The 24,381-nt window shown below is 64.5% G+C and carries 24 protein-coding genes and 1 pseudogene; 12 read left to right on the top strand and 13 right to left on the bottom strand.

The genetic code is table 11. The annotated features are described in order from the left end of the window. Window positions 1-8: 8 nt before the first annotated feature. The 8 genes from LOY26_RS21785 to LOY26_RS21750 all read right to left on the bottom strand — a co-directional run bounded on the left by LOY26_RS21785 (window position 9) and on the right by LOY26_RS21750 (window position 10,688). Window positions 9-1,157 carry an efflux RND transporter periplasmic adaptor subunit gene (locus tag LOY26_RS21785; RefSeq protein ID WP_186659664.1) on the bottom strand — a complete coding sequence of 383 codons (1,149 nt, stop codon included), beginning with the start codon at window positions 1,155-1,157 and terminating at the stop codon, window positions 9-11. A gap of 283 nt (window positions 1,158-1,440) precedes the next feature. Further along, window positions 1,441-2,538, bottom strand: a complete 1,098-nt coding sequence (locus tag LOY26_RS21780) for a DUF1513 domain-containing protein (RefSeq protein ID WP_258714082.1) — start codon at window positions 2,536-2,538, stop codon at window positions 1,441-1,443. A gap of 2 nt (window positions 2,539-2,540) precedes the next feature. Then, a complete protein-coding gene (locus LOY26_RS21775; protein WP_258714081.1) occupies window positions 2,541-3,605 on the bottom strand; it encodes an imelysin family protein in 1,065 nt (354 codons plus the stop codon). An 18-nt stretch (window positions 3,606-3,623) separates the two neighbouring features. Further along, window positions 3,624-5,051, bottom strand: a complete 1,428-nt coding sequence (locus LOY26_RS21770) for a di-heme oxidoredictase family protein (RefSeq protein WP_258714080.1) — start codon at window positions 5,049-5,051, stop codon at window positions 3,624-3,626. 162 nt (window positions 5,052-5,213) lie between these two features. Then, the gene (locus LOY26_RS21765; protein WP_258714079.1) at window positions 5,214-6,548 is read right to left on the bottom strand and encodes an imelysin family protein; all 1,335 of its coding nucleotides are present in this window, start codon (window positions 6,546-6,548) and stop codon (window positions 5,214-5,216) included. Between the two features lie 148 nt (window positions 6,549-6,696). Then, complete coding sequence (locus LOY26_RS21760; RefSeq protein WP_186659660.1) at window positions 6,697-8,748, bottom strand: bifunctional diguanylate cyclase/phosphodiesterase; 2,052 nt, start codon at window positions 8,746-8,748, stop codon at window positions 6,697-6,699. 266 nt (window positions 8,749-9,014) lie between these two features. Further along, window positions 9,015-9,611 carry a superoxide dismutase gene (locus tag LOY26_RS21755; protein WP_095064204.1) on the bottom strand — a complete coding sequence of 199 codons (597 nt, stop codon included), beginning with the start codon at window positions 9,609-9,611 and terminating at the stop codon, window positions 9,015-9,017. Between the two features lie 477 nt (window positions 9,612-10,088). Next, complete coding sequence (locus tag LOY26_RS21750) at window positions 10,089-10,688, bottom strand: LysE/ArgO family amino acid transporter (protein WP_033702795.1); 600 nt, start codon at window positions 10,686-10,688, stop codon at window positions 10,089-10,091. A gap of 124 nt (window positions 10,689-10,812) precedes the next feature. Between LOY26_RS21750 and LOY26_RS21745 the strand changes: the two genes are divergently transcribed. From LOY26_RS21745 to LOY26_RS21735, 3 genes are all read left to right on the top strand, one after another. After that, entirely contained in the window at window positions 10,813-11,703 is an 891-nt protein-coding gene (locus LOY26_RS21745) for a LysR family transcriptional regulator ArgP (protein ID WP_033702794.1), read from the top strand. 49 nt (window positions 11,704-11,752) lie between these two features. Then, window positions 11,753-12,757 (top strand): NAD(P)-dependent oxidoreductase, encoded by a 1,005-nt coding sequence (locus tag LOY26_RS21740; RefSeq protein ID WP_033702793.1) that lies wholly within the window; start codon window positions 11,753-11,755, stop codon window positions 12,755-12,757. A 79-nt stretch (window positions 12,758-12,836) separates the two neighbouring features. Continuing rightward, complete coding sequence (locus LOY26_RS21735; RefSeq protein ID WP_033702792.1) at window positions 12,837-13,709, top strand: hypothetical protein; 873 nt, start codon at window positions 12,837-12,839, stop codon at window positions 13,707-13,709. A gap of 40 nt (window positions 13,710-13,749) precedes the next feature. On the opposite strand, the gene LOY26_RS21730 is transcribed toward LOY26_RS21735, so the two are convergent. Both LOY26_RS21730 and LOY26_RS21725 read right to left on the bottom strand, forming a co-directional pair. Continuing rightward, window positions 13,750-14,799 carry an alkene reductase gene (locus LOY26_RS21730; protein ID WP_186659652.1) on the bottom strand — a complete coding sequence of 350 codons (1,050 nt, stop codon included), beginning with the start codon at window positions 14,797-14,799 and terminating at the stop codon, window positions 13,750-13,752. A 12-nt stretch (window positions 14,800-14,811) separates the two neighbouring features. Next, window positions 14,812-15,114, bottom strand: coding sequence for a helix-turn-helix transcriptional regulator (locus LOY26_RS21725; protein WP_033702790.1), 303 nt, complete (start codon window positions 15,112-15,114; stop codon window positions 14,812-14,814). Window positions 15,115-15,266: 152 nt separating this feature from the next. Here LOY26_RS21725 and LOY26_RS21720 point away from each other — a divergent pair. Next, window positions 15,267-15,852: pseudogene (locus tag LOY26_RS21720) on the top strand (ACP phosphodiesterase). Between the two features lie 51 nt (window positions 15,853-15,903). On the opposite strand, the gene LOY26_RS21715 reads toward LOY26_RS21720, so the two are convergent. After that, complete coding sequence (locus tag LOY26_RS21715; protein ID WP_186659647.1) at window positions 15,904-16,692, bottom strand: lysophospholipid acyltransferase family protein; 789 nt, start codon at window positions 16,690-16,692, stop codon at window positions 15,904-15,906. Beyond that, on the bottom strand, window positions 16,692-17,447 hold the full coding sequence (gene olsB / locus LOY26_RS21710) for an L-ornithine N(alpha)-acyltransferase (RefSeq protein WP_258714078.1): 756 nt from the start codon (window positions 17,445-17,447) through the stop codon (window positions 16,692-16,694). Before olsB ends, LOY26_RS21715 begins: the two co-directional genes overlap by 1 nt. Window positions 17,448-17,597: 150 nt before the next feature. Here olsB and LOY26_RS21705 point away from each other — a divergent pair, with 150 nt between their 5' ends. The 6 genes from LOY26_RS21705 (at window position 17,598) to LOY26_RS21680 (ending at window position 22,350) form a co-directional block, all read left to right on the top strand. Beyond that, window positions 17,598-18,485, top strand: a complete 888-nt coding sequence (locus LOY26_RS21705) for an acyl-CoA dehydrogenase (RefSeq protein ID WP_186659641.1) — start codon at window positions 17,598-17,600, stop codon at window positions 18,483-18,485. An 81-nt stretch (window positions 18,486-18,566) separates the two neighbouring features. Next, the gene (locus LOY26_RS21700; RefSeq protein ID WP_258714923.1) at window positions 18,567-19,631 is read left to right on the top strand and encodes a serine hydrolase; all 1,065 of its coding nucleotides are present in this window, start codon (window positions 18,567-18,569) and stop codon (window positions 19,629-19,631) included. Beyond that, window positions 19,628-19,936 (top strand): amidase, encoded by a 309-nt coding sequence (locus LOY26_RS21695; protein WP_186663396.1) that lies wholly within the window; start codon window positions 19,628-19,630, stop codon window positions 19,934-19,936. Before LOY26_RS21700 ends, LOY26_RS21695 begins: the two co-directional genes overlap by 4 nt. 43 nt (window positions 19,937-19,979) lie before the next feature. Then, window positions 19,980-20,561, top strand: coding sequence for a YceI family protein (locus LOY26_RS21690; protein WP_033702784.1), 582 nt, complete (start codon window positions 19,980-19,982; stop codon window positions 20,559-20,561). Between the two features lies 1 nt (window position 20,562). Next, on the top strand, window positions 20,563-21,720 hold the full coding sequence (locus tag LOY26_RS21685; RefSeq protein WP_186659636.1) for a phosphatidylserine/phosphatidylglycerophosphate/cardiolipin synthase family protein: 1,158 nt from the start codon (window positions 20,563-20,565) through the stop codon (window positions 21,718-21,720). A 51-nt stretch (window positions 21,721-21,771) separates the two neighbouring features. Then, window positions 21,772-22,350 (top strand): DJ-1/PfpI family protein, encoded by a 579-nt coding sequence (locus tag LOY26_RS21680; protein WP_033702782.1) that lies wholly within the window; start codon window positions 21,772-21,774, stop codon window positions 22,348-22,350. Window positions 22,351-22,385: 35 nt separating this feature from the next. Here LOY26_RS21680 and LOY26_RS21675 read toward each other — a convergent pair whose 3' ends face one another. Beyond that, window positions 22,386-22,784: a nuclear transport factor 2 family protein gene (locus LOY26_RS21675; protein WP_033702781.1), complete on the bottom strand. Its 399-nt coding sequence runs from the start codon at window positions 22,782-22,784 to the stop codon at window positions 22,386-22,388. 115 nt (window positions 22,785-22,899) lie between these two features. On the opposite strand from LOY26_RS21675, the gene LOY26_RS21670 reads away from it, so the two are divergent. Together LOY26_RS21670 and LOY26_RS21665 are read left to right on the top strand one after the other, a co-directional pair. Beyond that, window positions 22,900-23,490, top strand: coding sequence for a GNAT family N-acetyltransferase (locus LOY26_RS21670; RefSeq protein WP_186659634.1), 591 nt, complete (start codon window positions 22,900-22,902; stop codon window positions 23,488-23,490). Then, window positions 23,487-24,359 carry a carbon-nitrogen hydrolase family protein gene (locus LOY26_RS21665; RefSeq protein ID WP_186659632.1) on the top strand — a complete coding sequence of 291 codons (873 nt, stop codon included), beginning with the start codon at window positions 23,487-23,489 and terminating at the stop codon, window positions 24,357-24,359. The genes LOY26_RS21670 and LOY26_RS21665 overlap by 4 nt, the downstream gene beginning before the upstream one ends. Window positions 24,360-24,381 lie beyond the last annotated feature (22 nt).

Here is a 24,381-nt window from a genome sequence, read left to right as displayed (position 1 = left end):
GCCTCCTGTCAGTCGTTGTGCGGGGTGCCGTGATCAGGCGTGAGCGCCTTGTCCTGGCCGATGCGGATCGCCGCGCCCGGGGTCAGTTTCAGCTGCCCGGCGGTGACCACCTGCTCGCCAGCCTTCAGGCCCTTGCTGACCACCACCACGCCGTCGCGGCGCTCGCCGGTCTGCACGGTGCGTTGCTCGGCGCTGAGCCGGGGTTGGCCATCGTCGGTTTTCTCTGCGGTGCCGTCCTCGCCTTGCTTGGGCGTGGCGACATACACCGAGTTGCCATACAGGGTGTAGGTGATGGCGCTTTCCGGCACCACCACGCGCGGCTGCGGGTCGGGCAACAGGATCAGCAAGTTGGCAAACATGCCCGGCAGCAGCTTGCCGTCAGGGTTGGCCAGGGTGGCGCGGGCCAGCAGGTTGCGGGTGGTTTCCTCGACCTTGGGGTTGATGGCGCTGAGGCTGGCGGGGAAGGTCTGGCCGGGGTAGGCCGCCACCTGCAGCAGCACCTGCTGGCCAAGGCTCAGGTGCGGCAGGGCCTGTTCGGGCACGTTGAAGTCGACGTAGAGGCTGGACAGGTCTTGCAGGGTGGCGATCACCGTGCCGGCTGCCAGGTAGTCGCCGACATCGACCTGGCGGATGCCGATGGTGCCGCTGAAGGGGGCACTGATGCTTTTCTTGGTCTTCGAGGCCTTGAGCTGATCGACCACTGCCTGATTACGGCGGTACTGGGCGGTGAGGCGATCGTACTCGCCACGGGAAATGGCCGAGTCGACCACCAGCTGGCTGCCCCGGCCGAAATCGACCTTGGCCAGGCCCAGGTCGGCCTGGGCGGTGCCGAGCAGGGCGGTTTCCTGGTCGTCGTTGAGTTGCAGCAGCAGTTGTCCGGCCTTGACCTTCTGGCCGGAGTCGAAGTGCAGGCTTTTGACGATGCCTTCGACTTCAAGGCTCAGCTCGACGCCTTGCAATGCCTTGAGGCTGCCGACGGCGGGCAGGCGCTCTTGCCACTGGCGTTCTTCTGCCAGCGCCGCTGCCACGGTGATGGGCGGTTTGGGGGCAGTGAACACCTGGATCTGCTGGTAGATCGAGTAGGCCTTGTAGCCCCCCAAGGCCAACACGATCAGCAGAACGACGGCCAACATGATGAGCATGCGGCGGCGCAGCATAGGTCCGGTTCCTTGGATACGTGGTTGTTATTCGTTTTGACACGACAACGGGCGACCCTGCCCACGTGTGGATGGGGCAAGTATTGACTGTTTTTGGCAGGATGGGGGATGTATTCGCACCGCCTCTGTGTAGGAGCGGCCTTGCCGGGGCGCCGGACCGGTCGGAAAGGGCTGCGCAGCAGCCCCAGGATCTGAGCGTACAGGCAAAAATTGCTGGGGCCGCTGCGCAGCCCTTTCCGACCGGTCCGGCGCCCCGGCAAGGCCGCTCCTACACGGGTGAACCTCAGGCCAGGTGCAGGTGGTTGTCCCAGAACCCGGAAGGCAGCTGCATCGGTTGCCCGATCAGCTCGGCCTTGCGGCAATCGTAAAAGCGGCAACGCCCCTGCCCGGAGGTCACGACAAAGCCATCTTTCACCGCACCCACCCCAGCGCAATCGGGCATTGGTGCATCCAGCTTCACCGCGCCACTGTCCAGGTCCCAGACGAACAAGCGGTTGGCCCGCGGCGCCGTCAGCGCCACCAGTCGCAAGTCGCTGTGAATGGCAACGCTGGCGGTGTACTGGGCCATGGCCTGCAACTGCCGCTCCGGCACCGGGAAGGCCTTGAATGGCTCGCCCGGGCGCTTGATGGCCAGCAGCTCGGCCGTCTCATCGGCGTCGCCCATGAACTGCTGGCAGGCGGCGATGGTGCCGTCGTCGCCAATAGCCAGGTGACGCACGCTGTTCATCTGCTGGGCGAGGGTTTCCTTGCTCAGCAGGGTGCCGTCGCGCTGCATCAGTACCAGGCTCGGTTGCATGGCGTCGAGATTCATTTCCACGCGGCTTTCGGCCTCGGTGCGGATGCCGCCGTTGGCCACCACCAGTGTCTCGCCGTCTGGTAGCCAGGCGACTTCATGCGGGCCGATACCGTGGGTCGAGAGCTCGCCACTGTGCACCAGGCGTTCGCCCTCGAAACGGTAGACGCCGAGCACGCCGCGCCCAGGGTCGCGGGTATCGTTCTCGGTGGTGTACAGCCACTCGCCATGCTTGTGGATGACCGCGTGGCCATAGAAGTGGCGGTTGGGCTGCGAGGTCACGGTTTGCAGCAGACGCCCGTCGCGCAGGTCGACCAGGTAGCTTTCGGTACCTGGGCGACGGGCGACGAACAGGGCGATGGGCAGCTCGGGGTGGTTGATGATGGCGTGGCAACGCTGGGCAACCTGGGTGCTGAACACCTGGGTGCCGTCCAGGCGAAACCCGACGGCATAATGCTTGCCATCGCCGTCGTCACGCGCGGAGAGCAGCAGAGGTTCGCCGCCTTTGTTGCGCAACAGGCTCCAGCCGCCCAGTGTCAGGGCGCTGAGCAATACACTACCGAGTTTGAGGGCCTGGCGTCGCAGCATGATCAGTCACCGTCGTTGGCATTGAAGCCCAGCTGGATATTCAACGCCTTGGCCAGCTCGCCTTCGTGCAGGCGGTGGACGACGTTGAGGCTGTCGTAGATCTGGTTGAGGGTCTGCTTGCCGGCGTCATCGGCCAGCAGCTCGCCGAGGGTCTTCTGGTTGTCGGCCAGCAGTTTGATGGACGTAGCGTAAGCCTCGTCGATCTTGCACGCCAAGGCCTTCTGGTCGCTGCCCAGCAGGCCGCGCAAGCCCTGGTTGTCGACCCCGACCCAGACCGCCTGGGCAGCCTTCAGGCTGGCCTCCAGGCTTTTGAGCGAAGAATGGCTGCGCCAGGCTTCGGCCTGCAGCGGCTGGACGATGCCCTTGCTCTGCCGGCCCATGGGGGCGCCAAGCTTTTTCTTCAGGGTATCCAGGGCGGTGACCTGTGCGCGCAGCAGATCGGCGATGGCCTCGTGGGAGTCGGCGTAGCGCTGGTTGGGGAACTTGGTCATCTGCGAGAGCATGCCGTCGGTGCTGTTCCAGCCCTTGAGGATCTCTTCGGCCAGGGCCTTCTGGTGGTCGGCGATGGCCACCAGCAATGGACAGTAGCGGGCCTTCTGTTCAGGCGTGGCAACATCCGGCTTGCTGTCGAAGAGGATGTACTCGTAGGCCGACAGGCCGCGTACCACGACGCTGGCCTTGCCCAGGGTAGCGGCATCGACGGGCTTGTCGGCGTTGACCAGTTGCTCGACCTGGCGGCCGACCAGGTTCTTCTTGTCGGGCCAGAACTGCACCTGCCAAGGACGGTTGCCTTCGGCCAGTGGGCCGACCAGCAAGGGTTGCAGCTCGGCCCAGGCCTTTTGCGCAGTAAGGAAGTCGGCGCGGGCGGTGTCCAGGCTGGCCTTGCCTTCGCAATAGGCCAAGGCGCTGACGGCCAGCTGGCGGTCGGCTTCGACCCAGCGGCTGTAGGTGGGCAGGATCACCTGCTTGGCGATGGCGGCGGAGGTCACCGCTTGCGGGTCCTGCGGCGAGCAGGCGCCGAGGGCGAGTGCGGCGAGGCTGGTGAACAACAGTTTAGGTCGGAACATGCCCGGCTCCTTGCGCGTTTAAAGTGAATTCAGGAAAGCCAGCAACGCGGCGCGCTGCTCGGCATTGAAGGTGAGTACGAAGTTGCGCGCCGCTTGCGCTTCGCCACCGTGCCAGAGCACGGCTTCGAGCAGGTTGCGGGCACGGCCGTCGTGCAGGAACTGGCTGTGGCCACTGACCGTTTCGCTCAGGCCTATGCCCCACAGCGGCGGGGTGCGCCAGTCCTGGCCATTGGCGGCGAATTCGGTGCGTTCATCGGCCAGGCCCGGCCCCATGTCATGCAACAGCAGGTCACTGTAGGGGCGGATCACTTGGCCGGCCAGCTCAGGCTCTGCGGCGTTTGCGGCGGTGGTGAATTGCGGGGTATGGCAGCCTTGGCAACCGGCCTGGAAGAACAGGTTCTTGCCCGCCAGCACCTGCGGCGAACCCACGTCGCGACGGGCAGGCACTGCCAGGTTGCGGGTGTAGAAGGTCACCAGGCGCAGGATGTTGTCGCTGACTTCCTTTTCGCCGCCGATGCCATCGCCGTTGGGGGCGGCCAGGCAGTCGACTTGCGCCGCGGTGCAGTCGTCCTTGGGTTGCAGGGTGGTGGTCAGGCCCATGTCGCCGGCAAACGCATGGACGTTCTGCTGGTTGACGTTGGGTTGCCCGGCTTTCCAGCCGAAGCGGCCAACCACGGTTTTGCCCTGGGCGTCGTCCCAGACCCGGTTGGCACGGCCACGGATACCGTCGCGGTTGCGGTCGTCCGGGTCTTCGTTGGCCAGGATATCGGCTTCGGGGATGGCTTCGAGCAGGCCAAGGCCGATCATCGGCGGCGCCACGCGGGCCGAGAAACGGGTGTCGGGGTGCATCGCGCCGTAGCCAAGCTGGGTGATCTGCAGGCTTGGGCGGCGCAGCTCGACCTGATGGCCGTCCTTGAAGGTGACGGGCTGGTTGACGTAGGTCACCCGCACCTTGCCCTCCGGTGCTACCCCGGGGATGGCCATGTCCTGCAGCTGGGTGCCGTACACCGGCTCGGGGACCACGCCCAGGCGTTCGATCACCTTGGCCAGGTAAGGCTGGTCGGGGATCGACAGGCGCACCAGCATCGACACCGCGTTGCTGTCATCGAGCGCTGGCGGGTGGCCACGGCCATCGCGTACGTGGCAGTTCTGGCAGGCATTGGTGTTGAACAGCGGGCCGAGCCCATCGCGCGCGGTGGTGGTGGACGGGGCGATCACCCACGGGTTGCGAAAGAAGCTGTTGCCGACGGCAAAGTCCAGGCGCCGCTCGGGCGAGAGGTTGGCCGAAGGCAGGGAGTAGGCATTGCGATCACTGCGCTGGACCGTCGCCTTGCCACCCGACAGCGCTTCGCCGGGCTCGGCCTGGGTGAAACGCGGGGCGTCATCACAGGCACCGAGGGCAAAGGCCAGCAGCAGAGGAGAGAGTCGGAACAGCGACGAGGACATCTAGAACCCTGGGCGTGAGCGAAAAACCGGCGTGCAAGCTTAGCAAAGTGGGGATGTTTGAATAAGAGCAATTTGCAATTGCTGGATGAAATCAGTGTCAGGAAGGACAAAACAAAAAAGGCGACCCGAGGGCCGCCTTCTTCAGAACCGCTACAGCAGGGATCAGAATTCGTGATCGGCCGTGTCCGGGTTCAGGTTGGTAATGCCCAGCTTGCCTGCGGCTTGCTCGATCGCACCGGTCTGCTTGACCAGGGAGGCGATGGCATCACGCACGATCTGGTTGCCGGCCGCATTGTCGGCGGCGATCAGCTGGTCGTAGTGCTCGCCCTTCAGGGCGTGGTCGACGATCACCTGGATCTTCGCTTCGGTGGCTTCCAGGTCGGCCTTCAGGGTGGCGTCGGTGGCCGGGTCAACCTTGGCCACCAGCGACGACAGGCTCGGGCCGGTCACCTTGCTGCCATCCGGGCGGGTGTACTCGCCCAGGTAGACGTTGCGGATGCCCTTGGCGTCGTAGAAGTGCGAGTAGTGGGTGTTGTCGCTGAAGCAGTCGTGCTCGTCTTCAGGCGAGTTGGCTTCCAGCGAGACCTTCATGCGCTCGCCCGCCAGTTCGCCCAGCGAGAGGCTGCCCATGCCGAACAGCATCTTGCGCAGGCCGTCGTTGACCGACTCGGCTTCCAGCTTGGCGCGGTAGTTGTCGGCGACGTTCGGTGCCCAGTTGCCGACCATCTCTTCGAGGTCCTTGACCAGCAGGTCGGTGACCGCTTTCAGGTAGGCACGACGGCGGTCGTTGTGGCCGCCGGTGGCGCCGTTGCCTTCCAGGTAGTCGGAGGCTGGGCGGTTGCCGGCGCCCGGGCCGGTGCCGTTCAGGTCCTGGCCCCAGAGCAGGAATTCGATGGCGTGGTAGCCGGTGGCGACGTTGGCTTCGGAGCCGCCCAGCTCGTTCAGGCTGGCCAGCTTCTCTGGGGTGATGTCCTTGACGTCGACCTTCTCTTCGCCGACCTGGATCTCCGTGTTGGCGATGATGTTGGCGCTGGCGGCCGGGTTGCCCAGGGCGTGCTCGTAGCTCTTGTCGACGTAGTCGATCAGGCCTTCGTCCAGCGGCCATGCGTTAACCTGGCCTTCCCAGTCATCGATGATGGTGTTGCCGAAGCGGAAGGCCTCGCTCTGCAGGTACGGCACGCGCGAGGCGAACCAGGCTTCCTTGGCGGCCTTCAGGGTTTCGTCGTTGGGCTGAGCAAGGAACGCGTCGACAGCGGTCTGCAGGGCCTTGGCGGTGCTCAGCGAGTCGCTGTACACGGCGTAGACCAGTTCGGCGTAGTGCTTGACCACCGCCTTGCCAGCCACTTCATCGACAGCCCCAGGCGCCGCAGCGGGGGTGCTGGCGGCAGCAGGTGCCTGAGCTTGCGGAGCGGCAGCCTTGTCATCTTTTTCGCCGCAACCGGCGAGAGCGATGGCGATGGCCAGCAGACTGGCGGAGGCCAGAGGCGTTCGAATCATTGTTGGTTTCCCTGCGTCGTGTGGTTGGACCGTGCGGCGTGGCACGCGAAACCGCAACATCATGCGAAAGATTTGCATTTGCTGTAAAGGGGCGAACGCGCAATTCATGTAAATGCCGGTCACGGCCTGTAACCGGGGGCGCCAGCGGCTAGAACATCGAGACCTGGTTGCGTTGGGCCTGCTTGAGGAAGTTGGTCAGCTCGCGGGCCGACAGTGGCTTGCTGTAGTGGTAGCCCTGACCCTCGTGGCAACCCTGGGCGATGATGTAGGTCTCCTGCTCGGCGGTTTCAACGCCTTCGGCGATTACCTGCATGCCCAGGCTCTTGCCCAGCTGGATGATGGCACGGACGATGGTGGCGTCGTCATCGTCGTCGAGCAGGTCCTGGACGAAGCTCTTGTCGATCTTGATCTTGTCCAGCGGCAACGACTTCAGGTAGCTGAGCGAGGAGTAGCCGGTGCCGAAGTCGTCAATGGCGATCAGTGCCCCGGAGCGGCGCAGGCTGAGCAGGTGCTGGGCGGCCGTGCTGATGTCTTCCATCAGGCCGGTCTCGGTGACTTCCAGCTCCAGGCTGCGCGGTGGCAGGCGATAGGCTTGCAGCAGGTTGTTGACCACCCGCGGCAGCTCGCTGTGGTGCAGTTGCACGGTCGACAGGTTGACCGCCATGCGCAGGTCGCTGAAGCCCAGGTCGTGCCATTCGCGCAGCTGCCGGCACGCCTGGTCGAGCACCCATTCGCCGATGGTGATGATGTTGCCGTTCTGCTCGGCCAGCGGGATGAACTGGTCGGGCGGGACCATGCCCAGCTCCGGGTGCTGCCAGCGCAGCAGGGCCTCGACGCCGACCACGCGGTGGTCGCGGTAGCTGATCTGCGGCTGGTACACCAGGTACAGCTGATTGCGCGGCAGCGCTTCGCGCAGGTCTTTTTCCAGCTCGCGGCGGCGGCGCATCTCGCTGTCGACGCTGGCGATGTAGAACTGGTAGCGGTTGCGCGAGCGGGCCTTGGCCAGGGTCATGGTCTGTTCGGCTTTCTGCAGCAACTTCTCGGTACTGTCGCCGTCTTCAGGGAACAGGGTGATGCCGATGGTGGCGCGCAGGCGGATCTGATGGTGGTCGAGGTCGAACGGCACTTCCAGGTCGTCGAGGATGCTCTGGGCCAGTTCGGCCGCTTCATAAGGTTGCTCGATATTGGCCTGGACCAGGGCGAACTGGTCGCCCCCCAGCCGCGCCAGCGCCCCCAGACGGCCACTGTGGGCCCGCAGGCGGTCGGCCAGGGCCAGCAGCAACTGGTCACCGACCTGGTAGCTGAACTGCTCGTTGATGCCCTTGAAGTCGTCCAGGCCCACGCACAGCACCGCCACGCGATGCTGCAGGCGGCCGCCATCGACGAGGATCTTGTCCAGTTGTTGCTGCAGTTGTTGGCGATTGGGCAGGCCGGTGAGGAAGTCGTACTGGGCCATGCGTTGCAGGCTGTTCTCGGCTTCATGGCGCAGGTGGGTGTTGCGCTCGATGGACGCCAGCAATTGGTTGGCGGTGTTGACCCAGAGCCCCAGTTCGTTTTTCTCGTGGCCCTTGAGCAGGGGAATCTGGTGTTGGCTGGGGCGGTCGGGGTTGATCTGGGTCAGGTGCTCGATGATCTTCGACAGCGGCTTGGTCAACAGCCAGTGGTAGACCAGGTACAGCACCAGGCCCATGGCCAGGGCACGCAGCACGCCGGAGATGAAGATGATCACTGCATTGATCAGGAAGTCTTCGCCATAGGACGAGGTGTCGAGGGTGATGCTCAGGTCGCCGTAGTATTCGCTGTAGGGGCCGCGGCCGACCAGTTGGGTGGTATAGGTGCGTTCCTGGCCGAGAATCAGGTCGGTCAGCCAGCGCATGGACATGTCCTGCAGCGGGCGGGACTTTTCTGCCAGCATGGTTTCGTTGGGGTGGCCGATGGATGCCATGCGTACCGATTCGTCCTGGAACAGGCCTTCCATGACCTGCATGCCCATCTCCCGGTCAAGGCTGTACACCGCCTGGGTCGAAGGGTCGCGGAACATGTCGAGGATGCGCTGGGCATCGCTGTTGACAGCCAGGCGGGTCTTGTAGGTGTCATAGACGATTTGCGCACAACTGAGTACGACGCCCACTGCGAGCGCCGACAGCAGCACGACCCTGAGCAACTTGACCGACAAGCTGTTCCGCAATTCCAGCTTCAATGGGGTTTCCTTAATCCATGCGCATGGCATCATTTTGCCATCAATGAAACCAATACACTATCGGCCGGTGTGCCACGGACACAGCGCGAGGAGCGGGGTTGTCCTTGGCAGTATATCGGTCGCCTGGCCCTGCAACTTGAGTGCGCTGTATCAACTTTCCAGAGGTTTGATGTTAGCGCGCAATCCTGGCTGAGCAAGAGGCCATGACCTGCGCATAAAAAAACCCGGCACCAGGGCCGGGTTCTTCGTTCAAGGCTGAATAAACATCAGGCCTTGAAGGTGTTGCCTTCGAACTGTTCGGCAACGAATGCCCAGTTGACCAGGTTCCAGAACGCCTCGACGTACTTCGGACGTACGTTACGGTAGTCGATGTAGTAGGCGTGTTCCCAGACGTCGCAGGTCAGCAGCGGGGTGTCGCCGTTGGTCAGCGGGTTGCCGGCGCCGATGGTGCTGGCCAGGGCCAGGGAACCGTCAGCTTTCTTCACCAGCCAGCCCCAGCCGGAACCGAAGGTGCCAACCGAAGTCTTGGTGAACTCTTCCTTGAACTTGTCGAAGGAACCGAAGGCGGCGTTGATGGCTTCAGCCAGGGCACCGGTCGGTTGACCACCGGCATTCGGGGCCAGGCAGTTCCAGTAGAAGGTGTGGTTCCAGACTTGAGCGGCGTTGTTGAAGATGCCACCCGAAGAGGTCTTGACGATCTCTTCCAGGGTCTTGCCTTCGAATTCGGTGCCTGGGACCAGGTTGTTCAGGTTCACGACATAGGTGTTGTGGTGCTTGTCGTGGTGATACTCCAGGGTTTCCTTGGAGATGTGCGGCTGCAGGGCATCGTGGGCGTACGGCAGCGGCGGCAATTCAAAAGCCATGGTGGATCTCCTGATTCAGGTCTATTTGCGGTTTGCGCAAGGCCGATCACGGGCGGCCCGATAAGCGTCGGCGAGTTTGTACTCTTTGCGACGCAAGGGCTGGATCATAGCACCGGGCCCGGCGCATAACCACGCAACAAACATAGGGAATAGAGGTTCCAGAGCGGTTGGGCGCTGCCGACCAATGGTGTTCGCCGCAGCCCTCGCATCGCTTGTGAGAACGAGCGCCGCCCGCGCGGCGCATCGCGAGCCAGCTCGCTCCTACATTTTTTTCGGGCCAGTGAGGCCTGTGGCATTTGCGCGCGACCGCCTTGTTTGTCCGACGCGAGATTGAGACGGGCACCACGGGGCCGCGCGCCATGCCTCAGGAATAATTGGCCCGAAACAAATGTAGGAGCGGCCTTGCGTCGCGATGCGCCGCGCGGGCGGCGCTCGATCTCACAGGCGACAAACCTGCTGTGACAAGCCCCCCAAAACTCAACTAAAGATCAACTGCGCCGCCACCGCGAACATCATCACCGCCACCATCAGGTCGAGCATCCGCCAGGTCGCTGGCCGTGCCAGCCACGGTGCCAGCCAGGCCGCGCCGATCGCCAGGCTCGAGAACCACAGCAACGACGCACTGGCCGCCCCCGCCACGTAGGCCCCAGGCACCGTCTGCTGGGCACCGAGCGAGCCGATCAACAGCACCGTGTCGAGGTACACATGGGGGTTTAGCAAGGTCACCGCCAGGGCACTGAGCAGCACCGCGCGGCGCGAACGCACGCCCTGGCCTTGCTGATGCTGCAGGCTCTGCTTGGAACAGGCGCTGCGCAAGGCCTTGGCGCCATACCACAAGAGGAACAGCGCGCCGCCCCAGCGAGCGATGGCCAGCAGTGTCGGGTTGTGCGCCAGTACCGTGGCCAGGCCGAATACCCCGGCAGCCACCAGCAGGGCGTCGCAGACGATGCACAGGGCAGCCACTGGCAAGTGATGCTCGCGGCGCAGGCTCTGGGCGAGGACGAAGGCGTTCTGCGCGCCAATGGCCATGATCAGGCCGAAGGCCACCAGCATGCCGTTCAAATAACTTTGCCACATGGCGGGATACTCCACTGACGCCACGGGACACGGGCGTTGTTCAACGAAAGAAGATGCTGGCCATTGTGGATAAAGCCGCTGTATAAGAAAAACAAATAAAGCTGATCCGGCATTAGGGAAATCGATGTTCGACTACAAGCTGCTAGCCGCCCTTGCGGCGGTGATCGAGCAAGGCGGCTTCGAGCGCGCGGCGCAGGTGCTGGGGCTTTCGCAATCGGCCATTTCCCAGCGCATCAAGCTGCTTGAAGCACGGGTCGGCCAGCCGGTGCTGGTGCGTGCCACGCCACCGAGCCCGACCGAGGTCGGGCGCCAGTTGCTCAACCATGTGCAGCAGGTGCGCCTGCTCGAACGCGACTTGCAACGCCAGGTGCCGGCGCTGGACGAGGAGGGCATGCCCGAGCGTTTGCGCATTGCCCTGAACGCCGACAGCCTGGCCACCTGGTGGGCGGGCGCGGTAGGCGCGTTTTGCGCTGAGCACAACCTGCTCACCGACCTGGTGGTAGAAGACCAGGAAGTGGGCCTTAAACGCATGCGGGCGGGCGAAGTGGCGGCCTGCCTGTGTGGCAGCGAACGGCCGGTGGCCGGCGCGCGCAGCCTGCCTTTGGGTGCGATGCGTTATCGCGCGCTGGCCAGCCCGGTGTTCATGGCGCGGCACTTCCCGCAGGGTTTCGAGGGCAGGCGCCTGGCCCGCACGCCGGCGATCGTGTATGGCCCGGACGACTTTCTGCAACACCGCTACCTGGCATCGCTGGGTATCGAAGGCGGTTTCCTGCATCACCTGTGCCCGTCGTCCGAAGGTTTTCTGCGCATGACCGAAGCGGGGCTTGGCTGGGGGCTGGTGCCTGAGTTGCAGGCACGCGAACAACTGTCCAGCGGGCAATTGGTGGAAATATGCGCCGATACTCCCATCGATGTGCCGCTGTACTGGCATCATTGGCGCAATGGCGGGCACTTGCTCGCGCAACTGACCGATCACCTGCGGCACACGGCACGGCAATGGCTGGTGCCGTTGTAGCCACGGCTGGCGTCAGTTGCATCTGAAATCTGGCAAGGCGGAGTCTTACATGCGAATTCTGGTCACTGGCGCGAGCGGCTTCATCGGCGGGCGCTTTGCGCGCCTGGCGCTGGAGCAGGGCCTGGACGTGCGGGTCAGCGGCCGACGTGCCGAAGGTGTCGAGCACCTGGTCAAGCGCGGTGCGCAGTTCATCCCTGGCGACCTGGGTGATGCCGAACTGGCCCGGCGCCTGTGCCAGGGCGTCGAAGCGGTGGTGCATTGCGCGGGTGCGGTGGGTAACTGGGGGCGCTTCCAGGACTTTCACCAGGGCAACGTGGTGGTCACCGAAAACGTGGTCGAAGGTTGCCTGAAGGAGCATGTGCGGCGCCTGGTGCACCTGTCGTCGCCGTCGATCTACTTCAATGGCCGCTCGCGCCTGGACATCCGTGAAGACCAGGTGCCGCGGCGCTTTCATGATCACTACGCACTGACCAAGCACCTGGCCGAGCAGAAGGTGTTCGGTGCCCAGGAGTTTGGCCTGGAGGTGCTGGCGCTGCGCCCGCGCTTTGTCACCGGTGCCGGTGATGCCAGCATCTTCCCGCGGCTGATGCAGATGCAGCGCAAGGGCCGCGTGGCAATCATCGGCAATGGCCTGAACAAGGTCGATTTCACCAGCGTGCACAACCTCAACGAAGCATTGCTCAGCGCCTTGTTCGCCGACGACCGCGCGCTGGGCCAGGCCTACAACATCAGCAATGGGCAGCCGTTGCCACTGTGGGATGTGGTCAATTACGTGATGCGCCAGATGCAACTGCCGCAGGTTACCCGTTACCGCTCCTATGGCCTGGCCTACAGCCTGGCCGCGTTGAACGAGGCGGCCTGCATGCTGTGGCCGGGGCGCCCGCAGCCGACCTTGTCGCGCCTGGGCATGCAGGTGATGAGCCGTGATTTCACCCTGGACATCAGCCGCGCCCGGCAATACCTGGACTACCAGCCCAAGGTCAGCCTGTGGACGGCACTGGACGAGTTCTGCGCCTGGTGGAAGCACCAGCCCGAAGGCCTGAAGTTCGGCTGAGGCTGATGATGGTCATCAACGTGCCGCGCTTGCAGTTTATACTCGTGCCTCTTTGCGACTACTGCGGTTGAATGTATCCATGCGTAACCATGCTCACGACGATTACGATGATGTGCCTACCCTGAGGGCCGGCACCCCCGACGATGACGAACTGATGCCAGCGCACGTGGTGCGCAATCGCCAGAAAGCCGAGCGTGGGGCCAGCACCGCGCCTTTGTGGGCGCTGCTGGGGGCGTCGTTCATCGCCTTGGTGGGGTTGGGCTGGTGGAGCTTTCAGCAGATATCGCTGATGGAGCAGCAACTGGTCGCGACCCAGGAAAGCTTTGCCCGCATCAGCGAAGAGGCGGCCGGGCGGCTGCAGGCCATCAGCGGCAAGGTGGCGGCCAGCGAATCGACGGTCACGACCGGCAGCGAGGCCTTGAAACTGCAGATCCGCCAGTTGCAGCAAGGGGTGGCCGGGCAGACCGGTGACCTGGGCAAGCGTCTGGAGCAGGTGCTGGCCGATACCCGTGAACAGCAAAAAGCCGTGACTGAGCTGCAGACCCAGTTGCAGGCGCAGTTGAAGCTGGTGAATGGCGAACTGGCTGCGCTGAAGTCCAGCCAGGTCGATGGCGGCAAGCTGGATGCCCAGTTCAAGACGTTGACCACGGATGTGGCCGCCTTGAAAGCGGCGCAGGTGGATGGCGGCAAGCTGGATACTCAGCTCAAGAGCCTGGGCAGCGATGTGGCGGCGCTGAAGAAGCAGGGCAACCCGAGTGCGGCGATCCAGAACCTGGAGCAGGACATGCTGGTGTTGAAGAGTCAGATCGACAATCGCCCGGCTGCTGCGCCGTCATCGAGCGGTGCTTCGGTGCAGGAGTTCGATGCGTTCCGTGGGCAGATGACCCGCAGCCTGAATACGTTGCAAAGCCAGGTCCAGAACCTGCAACAGCAGATCAACGCGCGGCCTTGAGCCTTACCGCCGGGGCAACGCGCCCCGGCGGCCGATCCGCTTACAAGCGCGGGTAATCGATGTACCCCACCGGCCCCTTGCCGTAGAACGTTTCCGGGTGTGCCGGGTTCAAGGGGGCATCTGCCGCCAGGCGCGCCGGCAGGTCTGGGTTGGCGATGAATGGCACGCCGAACGCCACGGCGTCGGCCTTGCCGCTGGCCAACGCGGCATTGGCACTGGCTTTGTCAAAACGCTCGTTGACGATGTAGGGGCCGCCGAACGCTTGCTTGATCAGTGGGCCGATGCTGTCGTCGGCGTCTTTCTCCCGCGAGCAGATGAAGGCGATGCCGCGCTTGCCCAGTTCACGGGCGACGTAGGTGAAGGTCTCGGCCCGGTCGGCGTCGCCCATGTCGTGTGAGTCGGCACGCGGCGCCAGGTGCACGCCCACGCGGTTTGCCCCCCACACTTCAATGGCGGCGTCGGTCACCTCAAGCAGCAAACGTGCGCGGTTTTCCAGCGAACCACCGTAGCGGTCGGTGCGCTGGTTGGTGCTGCTTTGCAGGAACTGGTCGAGCAGGTAGCCATTGGCGCCATGCACCTCGACACCATCGAAACCGGCGGCCTTGGCATTTTCGGCGCCGCTGCGGTATGCCTCGACAATGTCGACGATCTCTTCGGTTTCCAGTGCGCGCGGTGTGGGGTAGTCGGTGAGCGGACGCACCAGGCTGACATGGCCCTTGGGCTTGATTGCGCTGGGTGCCACGGGCAGCTCGCCGTTCAGGTAGCTGGGGTGGGAAATGCGGCCGACATGCCACAGTTGCAGGAATATGCGCCCGCCGGCGCCATGCACGGCCTTGGTGACGTTGTTCCAGCCGCGCACCTGTTCATCGTTCCAGATGCCTGGGGTGTCGGGGTAGCCGACCCCCATCGGCGTGACCGAAGTCGCTTCGCTGAGGATCAGCCCGGCGCTGGCGCGCTGCACGTAGTATTCGGCCATCAGTGCGTTTGGCACCCGGCCTTCATCGGCGCGGCAGCGGGTCAGCGGGGCCATGATGATGCGGTTGGGCAGTTGCAGGTCGCCCAGCGTGATCGGGTCGAAGAGCGTAGTCATGCGGTTTCCTTTTCAGAGCGCTCGGCTCAACTGTGCGAGGAAGGCCTGAACGGTCTCCTCATTGCGTTTGAAGAAGTGCCATTGGCCGATCTTCTGGCTGTTGATCAGGCCGGCGCGCTGCAAGATGGCCAGGTGCGCAGAGACGGTCGACTGCGACAGGCCGCAGCGTTGGTCGATCTGCCCGGCACAGACGCCGTGTTCGGTGCTGTGGTGCTGGTCAGGAAACTGCGTTGCCGGGTCCTTCAGCCAGTCGAGGATTTGTCGCCGTACCGGGTGGGCCAGGGCTTTTATTATTTCGTCCAGATCGAGGGGCATGGGGTGGGGCTCGTGGTGAAGCGGTAAATCGCGGTAGGGCGAAATGTAAATCGGTATTTCGCGATATACAAATATGAAGACGTTCTGAGCTGAGCACCAATTGCTATATCGTGTGATGACGATATAGGCCTGGGCGGTGCTAGACTTGCGCCATGAACTACCTCGCACACCTGCACCTGGGCGGCCCTGCGCCGCAGCAATTGCTCGGCAGCCTGTATGGCGATTTCGTCAAGGGCACGCTGGAAGGGCGCTTTGCGCCGGCACTGGAAGCGGCGATCCGCCTGCACCGGCACATCGACAGTTATACCGACCGCCATCCCGTGGTACTGGCAGCGTTGGCACGTTTCCCCGCACAGCGACGGCGCTTTGCCGGCATTGTCCTCGATGTGTTTTTTCGACCACTGCCTGGCGCAGCATTGGGCGGATTATGCCGAGCAGCCGTTGGCGCAGTTCACCGGCAATTTTTATCGGGTGCTGCTGGCTGAACCTGAGTTGCCGGGGCGCCTGGCGCGCATTGCGCCGTTCATGGCGGCGGATGACTGGCTGGGGGCGTATGGCGATTTTGCGACGCTGGAGCAGGTGTTCAACGGCATTGCGCGGCGGCTGTCGCGGCCGGCGGGGATGAGCGGGGTGATGCCGGAGCTGGAGCGCTTGTATGAGCCGTTGCTGGCGGACTTTCGTGAGTTCTATCCACAGTTGCAGGCGTTTGCGGCGGTGGGGCGGGTGCCGGGCAGTTAGTCATGTATTGCCTGCCCCGGCCTCTTCGCGGGTACAGGCAGCCCAAGCCAATCAGGCAGCCCGCGCCTGCCGCTGTGGCACCCTCTCTTCCTCTTCAACCCCGAACAACGCCCCATGAATGGCCTGCTGCGCCTGCAAGGCCAGTACCGCTCGCTCTTTCTGCGCGCTGGCAATCGGTTGCAGCAGGTGAATGCACACCTCGCCACGCGGCTGGGCAAACAGACGCAGCAGGTGCGACACCAGATCATCATCGCCAATGAAAGGCGCAATCGGGTCGATCACGCCATCGCGCAAGTACTGGATCGCCACGGGTTGAACGGCCACGCCCTGGTCGATGGCGCCTGCCAGTAGCCGGCCGTGGAACGTTCGCAGGCCATGGCCGTTGGTGGTAGTACCCTCCGGGAAGATCAACAGTGGCCGGGCTTCGCCCAGTTGCGTGCTGATTTGCTCGCGCAGACGCTGGCTGTCGCCACCGCCGCGGCGGATGAACAGCGTGCCGGCTTTCTCTGCCAGCCAGCCGGCCACCGGCCAGTGACGGACTTCGGCCTTGGACAGGAAAGACAGCGGCTGCAGCATGCCGAGCAGTGGGATGTCGGCCCAGGAGACGTGGTTGCTGACCCACAACATCGGCCGCTGCGGCAACTGGCCGATTACCCGCACCTTGAACGGCAAGGCGGCCACCAGGTGCTTCATGAACAGGCAGCTCCAACGTTGCCGGCGCTCGATGGAGGCTTTGAGGCCCAGGCGTTCGCCAAGTGCGATCACGCTGGCCATCAGCATGCCGAGCAGCAGGACCAGAAGCAGCCGTGTCAGGCGGGCCAGTACCCGCAGCTGGGGCATCAGACCGCCGCCTTGAAGTGGCGGGCGTAGCGCGGGCAGAGGTCGTCGCGCTTGAGCAGGATGAACACGTCGGCAACCTGGAAGTCTTCGTCCCAGCACGGCTCGCCGCAGATCTTCGCACCCAGGCGCATGTAGGCCTTGAGCAGCGGTGGCATTTCGGCGATGACGTTGTTGGGCAGGGCCAGGCTTGGCAGGGGGTTTTTCGGCTCGGCACGTAGGTGATCGGTGCACAGGTAACGCTCGCGCAGGCGCTGCATGACCGCATGGGCCTGCACGCCACCGTCCTGCATGGGGATGCTGGCGCAGCCCATCAGGTAGCTGTAGCGCCCTTCGTTGAGTACTTCGGCGAGCTCGCCCCAGAGCACGGCGATGGTGCCGCCGTTGCGGTAGTCGGCGGCCACGCAGGTGCGCCCCAGCTCCAGGATCGGCCCTTGCAACTGCACCAGGCCGTGCAGGCTGAACTCTTCTTCGCTGTAGAAACGGCCCAGGCTGCTGGCCGCCTGGTGGTCGAGCAACCGGGTGGTGGCTACCAGCTCGCCGGTGCTCAGGTCGCGCACACCGATATGGCGGCAGTGCGGGTCGTAGTCGTCCATGTCCAGGCCGTGTTCGGCACCTTTGAGCTTGGCCTTGAATTCTGCACTGAACACTTTGTAGCGCAGGGCCTGGGCTTCCTGCAGGGCCGTGGCGCCGACCAGGCGTTCGGCTTGCAGACGGCGTGCAGTGCTGGTGTCGCCAGCGTGAGCGATCCGAGTCATTACGAGTCTCCATAAGCCAGCCATGAAGGGTTGCGGCCGGTCGGCTTTGTTGTGCAAAGTCAGCCTAGGTAGACGGGGTGTCACCCCTGTGAATCTTTGGTGATGCTTGCGTGACACCCTCCCACACGCCCCAGCAAGGAGCATCCTGCGATGGCTTGGCTACAACGACTCAACGACCCGCTGCGTCTCCCTATGGCCGGCACCCTGGGTGAAACCTACGCCGCGCTGCTCGAGCGCCTTGGCCAGGTAGCCCCGTTCGAACTGGCGGTGCTTGGCGGGCGCGCCATGCCCACACCGGGCCTGGCGTTTCTGGTTGGCTACCAGGCCGCCTTGCGAGTGCTCTGGCCCAGTGCGCCACCCAGCCTCGGCGCACTGTGCGCGACCGAACGGCGCAGCGTGCGGCCGGCAGACATGCGCACCCGTCTCGACGGTTTGCGCCTTGGCGGCAGCAAGGATTTCGTCACCGCCGGCCTTGAGGCGGAGTGGCTGCTGGTGGCCGCGCGCAGCGAAGCGCCAGGCGAGGCAGTGCGGCTGAACCTGGCGGTGGTGTACCCGGGGGAGCCGGGCGTGACGCTGGAAGCGTTGCCGACCTTGCCGCTGATGCCCGAAGTCGGCCATGGCCGCCTGCACCTGGAGCAGGCGGCTTGCGAGTTGTTGGCAGGCGATGGCTGGGATGCTTACGTCAAACCGTTCCGCTCGCTGGAAGACCTGTACGTGCTCGCCGCGTTGACGGCCTGGCTGTATGGCGTCGGCCAGGAATGTGCGTGGCCGCAGGCGTTGCGTCTGCGTTTGCTGGGCGTACTGGCCGGCTGTGCCGAGGGTAGCCGCCAGTGTGCCGACAGTGTCGGTTGCCATTTGCTGCTGGCGGGGTTGTTTGGCCAGTTTCAGGCGCTGCGCGCCGACATCGATGAGGCGTTGCTGGCGGGGCCCGCGCAGTGGGCGCAGCTCTGGCAGCGTGATCAGGGGGTGTTGGCGTTGGCGGCGGCAGCGCGGGAGAAACGTTTGGCCAAGGCCTGGGCGGCTGCGGGATTGTCATGAAGGGCAGGCAGACTCGGTGAACCATTGAATGCTGGGGCCGCAAAGCGGCCCCATGGCGCCGAGGCCCAAGTGCTCGATACCCTGAAAGCCCTACTGTCAACCCTCAGCCTGGCAGTGGCCCCAGCCTGGGCCGAAGACTGGCCGGCCCCCGACTGGCAAACCGACCCCACCCCCATCGACTGGCAAGCCGTCGACGCCTATGCCTTCCCCCCTGACGGCAGCCTGCGCACCGACGCCCTGCTGATCATCCGCGACGGCCGCATCCTGCATGAACGCTACGCCGCGCCCACCACCGCCAGCACCGCGCACCTTACCTGGTCGGTGAGCAAGAGCGTGCTGGCCACGCTACTGGGCGTGGCCCAAGGCGAAGGGCGTTTCCAGCTGCAGGACCCGGTAGCCCGCTTCTACCCCCCGATGCAGGCACACCCAGAGGTGCGCCTGGGAGACCTGCTGCACTGGGCCAGCGGCCTGGCCTGGCAGGAAGACTACGAATACGCACCGTTGCACTCCTCGGTGGTGGCCATGCTCTACACCCGTGGTCGTGAGGACATGGCGGCCTATACCGCAGCGCGGCCTGCGGCGCAGCTACCGGGGCAGCGCTTTCTCTACTCCAGCGGCGACAGCAACCTGTTGGCAGCGGCCCTGCGCGGCATGCTCGATGCCGGGCAGTATGCCGACTACCCGTGGCAGGCGCTGTTCACGCCGCTGGGCATCAACAGCGCAGTGTGGGAGCGCGATGGCGCGGGGAGCTATGTCGGGTCTTCGTACCTGTACCTCACTGCCCGTGACCTGGCGCGCATCGGCCTGCTGATGCAGCGCGACGGGCGCTGGCGCGAGCGCCAACTGGTGCCTGCGACATGGGTGGCGTTCAACCGCACGCCGTTTGCCCAGGCCGAGGCTGTACCCGGTGAGGCCAACCCAGGCGGCCACTGGTGGCTCAACACCGCGTCGCCAGGCGGGGCTCGTCCCTGGCCGCATGCGCCGGCTGACACCTACGCCGCGCTCGGTCATTGGGGCCAGGCGCTGTACGTGTTGCCGACGCAGAAGCTGGTGATCGTTCGCTATGCCGATGACCGAGGCGACAGTTACCAGCATGACCAACTGCTCGAACGGGTACTGGCGGCGCTGTCCGGGGAGGGCGCATGAGGCGGGTGCTGCTGGTGCTGTTGGCGCTGCTTGGCGTGTCGTTGGGATGGAGCGGTTGGCAGGCACGTCAGGCGTTGGCGGACTTCCCGGGCATTCTTTCGGCCTACTCGGCCAAGGAGTACTGCTCATGCCGCTTCGTCATGGGGTTTGACCCGGCGTATTGCCGGGGGTACGTGAAGCAATGGCTGCCCCTTGGCCTGCTGGCGGAAAACAGTGCGCAGCGCCTGGTCACGGCCCAGGGCCTGGGCCGGCGTAACCAGGCCGCATGGCAGGGCGCACGCGTGGGCTGCCGCTTGCTGCCATGATGGCGGGCGGGTAAGGTTGCGGTCTTGTTTTACGAGATCTGTCATGTTCAAGTTGCCCCGCCTGCTGCCCGCCTTGTTGCTGGCTCTATGCCTGCCCGCCCACGCCAACTGGCACCTCGATGGCGAGTCATCGCGCCTGTCGTTCATCACCGGCAAGAACGGTGATACCGCCGAAGTCCATCGCTTCCTGGTGCTGCATGGCACGGTAGACCGCAAGGGCGCGGCCGGCCTGCGCATCGAGATGGACTCGGTGAGCAGCGGCATCCCTTTGCGCGACGAACGCATGCGCGACGGTCTGTTCGAGGTCGAGCGTTTTGCCGAGGCGACGGTGAAGGCGCAACTGGACCTGCGCCCGATCAACGACCTGGCCAGCGGTGCGCAAATCGAACTGCGCCTGCCGCTGACCGTTACCCTGCATGGCCAGTCCCACCGCTACAACGCCTTGCTGCTGGCCACGCGGCTGGACGAGCGGCGCTTCCAGGTGGTGACCCTGGAGCCCCTGGTACTGCGCGCCGAGGATTTTGGCCTGATGCCGGGCCTGGAGAGCCTGCGCAAGTTTGCCGGGCTCAAGTCCATCAACCCATCGGTACCGGTCAATGCGGTGCTGATCTTCACCGCCCGCTGACATGCCGGGGCCGGTCTTCCCCTGGCGGGATGGCAACCAGTTCGAACTGCTGATCGACGGCCCCGAATTCTTCCCTCGCATGCTCGAGGCGATCACCCGCGCCGAGTTCCAGGTCGACCTCGAACTGTATCTGGTCGAGGCTGGCGCCTGCGCCGAAGCGGTCGTCGCAGCGCTGGAGCACGCCGCCCGGCGCGGTGTGCGGGTACGCTGCCTGTTCGATGACTATGGCTCGCTGGCCTTCAACAGTGCCCTGCGCCAGCGGCTGCTGGAAGCAGGCGTGTACCTGCGCTGGTACAACCGCCTGCGCTGGAAGCGTGGCTTGCGCAACCTGTATCGCGATCACCGCAAACTGCTGCTGGTGGACGAGCGCTGGGCAGTGGTGGGGGGCACGGGCGTCACCGACGAGTTCTGGACGCCGGCCAGCGCTACCAGCGAATGGCACGAGGTAATGGTGCAGATGCAGGGGCCGGTGGTCAGCGACTGGCAGTTGCTGTTCGACCGCCAATGGCACGCCAACAACCGGCGCACCGCCTGGCGCCCAGCTGAAGGTTTCGGCCTGCCGCGCCTGCCCAAGGTGCCTGCGCAGGGGCAAGGCATGGGCCGGGTAGCGTATGCCGACGCCCGGCAGCATCAGGACATCCTGCATTCGCTGGTGCGCGCGCTCAACAGCGGCAAGCAGCGGGTGTGGCTGGCGACGCCTTATTTCTTGCCGACCTGGAGTGTGCGCCGCTCGTTGCGCCGCGCGGCCAGCAAGGGCCTGGACGTGCGCCTGCTGCTGACCGGGCCGCGCACCGATCACCCCTCGGTGCGCTATGCCGGGCATCGTTACTACCCGCGCCTGCTGCGCGCCGGGGTAAAGATTTTCGAGTACCAGCCGTGTTTCCTGCACTTGAAGATGGCCGTGGTGGACGACTGGGTGAGCGTTGGTTCGTGCAACTTCGACCACTGGAACCTGCGTTTCAATCTTGAGGCCAATATCGAGGCCCTGGACCCGCCGCTGACCGCTGCCGTGGTGGCCAGTTTCGAGCGTGACTTCGCCTTGAGCGAAGAGGTCGACCTCGACCACTGGAACGCCAGGCCGCTGTGGCGACGGGTGAAGCAGCGGGTATGGGGTTGGCTCGACCGTCTGGTGGTCAACCTGCTCGACCGGCGTGACTGAGAGCGACTATCGTGCAGTGACTGTTCACAAGCAATGGAAGGAGTGGATGCGATGACGGCGAAGAAAATTCTCATGCTGGTTGGCGACTACGTCGAGGATTACGAAGCGATGGTGCCGTTCCAGGCCCTTAGCATGGTTGGCCATACGGTGCACGCTGTCTGCCCCGAGAAGCTTGCGGGCCAGACCGTGCGCACCGCGATCCATGATTTCGAGGGTGAGCAGACGTACAGCGAAAAGCCGGGGCACAACTTTGCCCTGAACTATGACTTTGTGCGGGTGCGTGCCGAAAGCTATGACGCCTTGCTGATCCCCGGTGGCCGTGCCCCGGAATACTTGCGCCTGGATGAGCGGGTGCTGGAGCTGGTCAAGGCGTTCGACCAGGCAGGCAAACCGATTGCGGCGGTGTGCCATGGCGCGCAGTTGCTGGCAGCGGCGGGTGTGCTGGAAGGTCGCGAATGCAGTGCCTACCCTGCCTGTGCGCCGGAGGTGCGTTTGGCGGGCGGGACGTTCATCGATATCGCGGTGGACCAGGCGCATGTGGAAGGCAACCTGGTGACAGCGCCGGCATGGCCTGCCCACCCGGCCTGGCTGGCGGCTTTCCTCAAGGTGCTGGGTACACGTATCGCCTGATCTACACGGCCGCTCCTACAAAAGCGTACGCAGATTCAGCCGACCTGCTCGACCCAGTCATTGAGGTTGTAGTAGTTGGTCACCCGGGCAATCTTGCCGCAGTGGATATAGAAGAACGCCCCCGCCGACAGCACATAGGTCTGCCCGTTGGCCGCGGGCAGGCCTTCGTCATCGGCGATGTACTCGCCATGCACGGTGAACTCCGCGGCTGCGCGGCTGCCGTCGGCATTCTGCATGACCACGATATCGGCCAGGCGCTCGCGGTAGCAGCGGTTCATCTTGTCCATGAACGCGGCAAACCTGGCCTTGCCCATCTGCCGCTCGCCCTGGTTGATGTCGTGGATCACATCTTCGTTCAGCAGTGCGAGAAAGCCGGGCATGTCACCGGCATTGAAGGCGGCGTAGTAGGCATTTACCAGTTCGGTAGCGGTCATGGAACAATTCCTGTCGTGTTGGGAAAAGGCGGTGCGTTGGCTTGGATGATAGGGTTTCCCCTCAAGCCCGGCTTAGCCGAGCGCGTCATCCACATCGACAAAACGACCGCCAAGCATGGAAATCCGCCTGTTGCACGGCGCCGCTATCGCGCCTTACATCGATGACCTCGCTCGCCTGCGCTTGACCGTGTTCCGCGAGTTTCCCTACTTGTACGACGGTACGCCGGAGTACGAGGCCGACTACTTATCTACCTATGCCCGCTCCGGGCGCAGCCTGGTGGTACTGGCGCTGGACGCCGGCCAGGTGGTGGGTGCCGCCACCAGCCTGCCGCTGGTGGACGTTGCCGCCGAGTTCCAGCAGCCGTTCCTGGCCCAGGGGCGTGACCCGGCCAGCGTGTACTACTTCGGTGAGTCGGTGGTGCTGCCGGAATACCGTGGCCAAGGGCTGGGGGTGCGTTTTTTCATCGAGCGCGAGTCCTACGCCCACAAACTCGCCGAGTTCGATTATTGCGCCTTCTGTGCCGTGGAACGGCCGGGCGTGCACCCGCTGCGCCCGGCGCACTACAAGCCCTTGCAGGGGTTCTGGCGCAATCGTGGGTTCCTGCACGACCCCTCGTTGCGCACCCACTACGCCTGGCGCGACCTGGATGAACAGGAATCGTCTGAAAAGATCATGTCGTTCTGGCTCAAGGAACTGCCGATATGATCCGCCTCGCGGCCTGCCAGTACGCCATCGAGCTGCACAAGACCTGGGATGCCTACGTCGATCATCTGCAGGGCCTGTGCGCCGAAGCGGCCGAGGCCGGCGCTCAGCTGCTGCTGTTGCCGGAGTACGCGGGCCTGGTACTCAGCGGGCTGTTACCTGCGCAGCAGCGGGGTGATTTGAAGGCTTCTATCGCCGGTATCCAGCCCTTGATCGAACCTTGGAAAGCGCTGTGCGAGCGTATTGCCCGGCGCTGGGGCGTCTACCTGCAGCCCGGCAGCCTGCCGGTGCAGGACAGCGATGGCCGCTATCGCAACCGTGCCTGGCTGTTTGGCCCCGAGGGTGAACTGGGGCATCAGGACAAGCTGATGATGACGCGCTTCGAGCGGGAACAATGGGACATTGCCCCGGGCGATGGCCTGAAGGTGTTCGACACCCAGCTGGGGCGGCTGGGCATTCTGATCTGCTACGACAACGAATTCCCGATGCTGGCACGGCGCCTGGCAGAAGGGGGCGCCGACCTGATTCTGGCACCGAGCTGCACCGATACCGAAGCCGGTTACCACCGGGTGCGCATTGGTGCCCAGGCGCGGGCCCTGGAAAACCAGATTGCCGTGTTGCAGAGCCCCACGGTGGGGTTGGCCGCGTGGTCGCAGGCGCTGGATGAGAACATTGGGCGCGCCGGGTTGTTTGTGCCGCCGGACCATGGCATGCCGAAGGACGGAGTGGTGGCCCTGAGTACCGAGCTTGACCCGGCCGGCAGCCAGTGGCTGATCTGTGACGTGGACCTGGCGGCGGTGCGGCGGGTAAGGGAGCAGGGGCAGGTGTTTACCCGGCGCGACTGGCCAGCGCAGTTCGAGCGCAGCCTGTAAATGAAAACGCCCGGCAGATGCC

The organism is Pseudomonas sp. B21-047 (genome assembly GCF_024748775.1).
GTDB lineage: Bacteria > Pseudomonadota > Gammaproteobacteria > Pseudomonadales > Pseudomonadaceae > Aquipseudomonas > Aquipseudomonas capeferrum.
The sequence above is the reverse complement of the archived record's forward strand: the minus strand, read 5'-3'. Positions and strand labels throughout refer to the sequence as shown.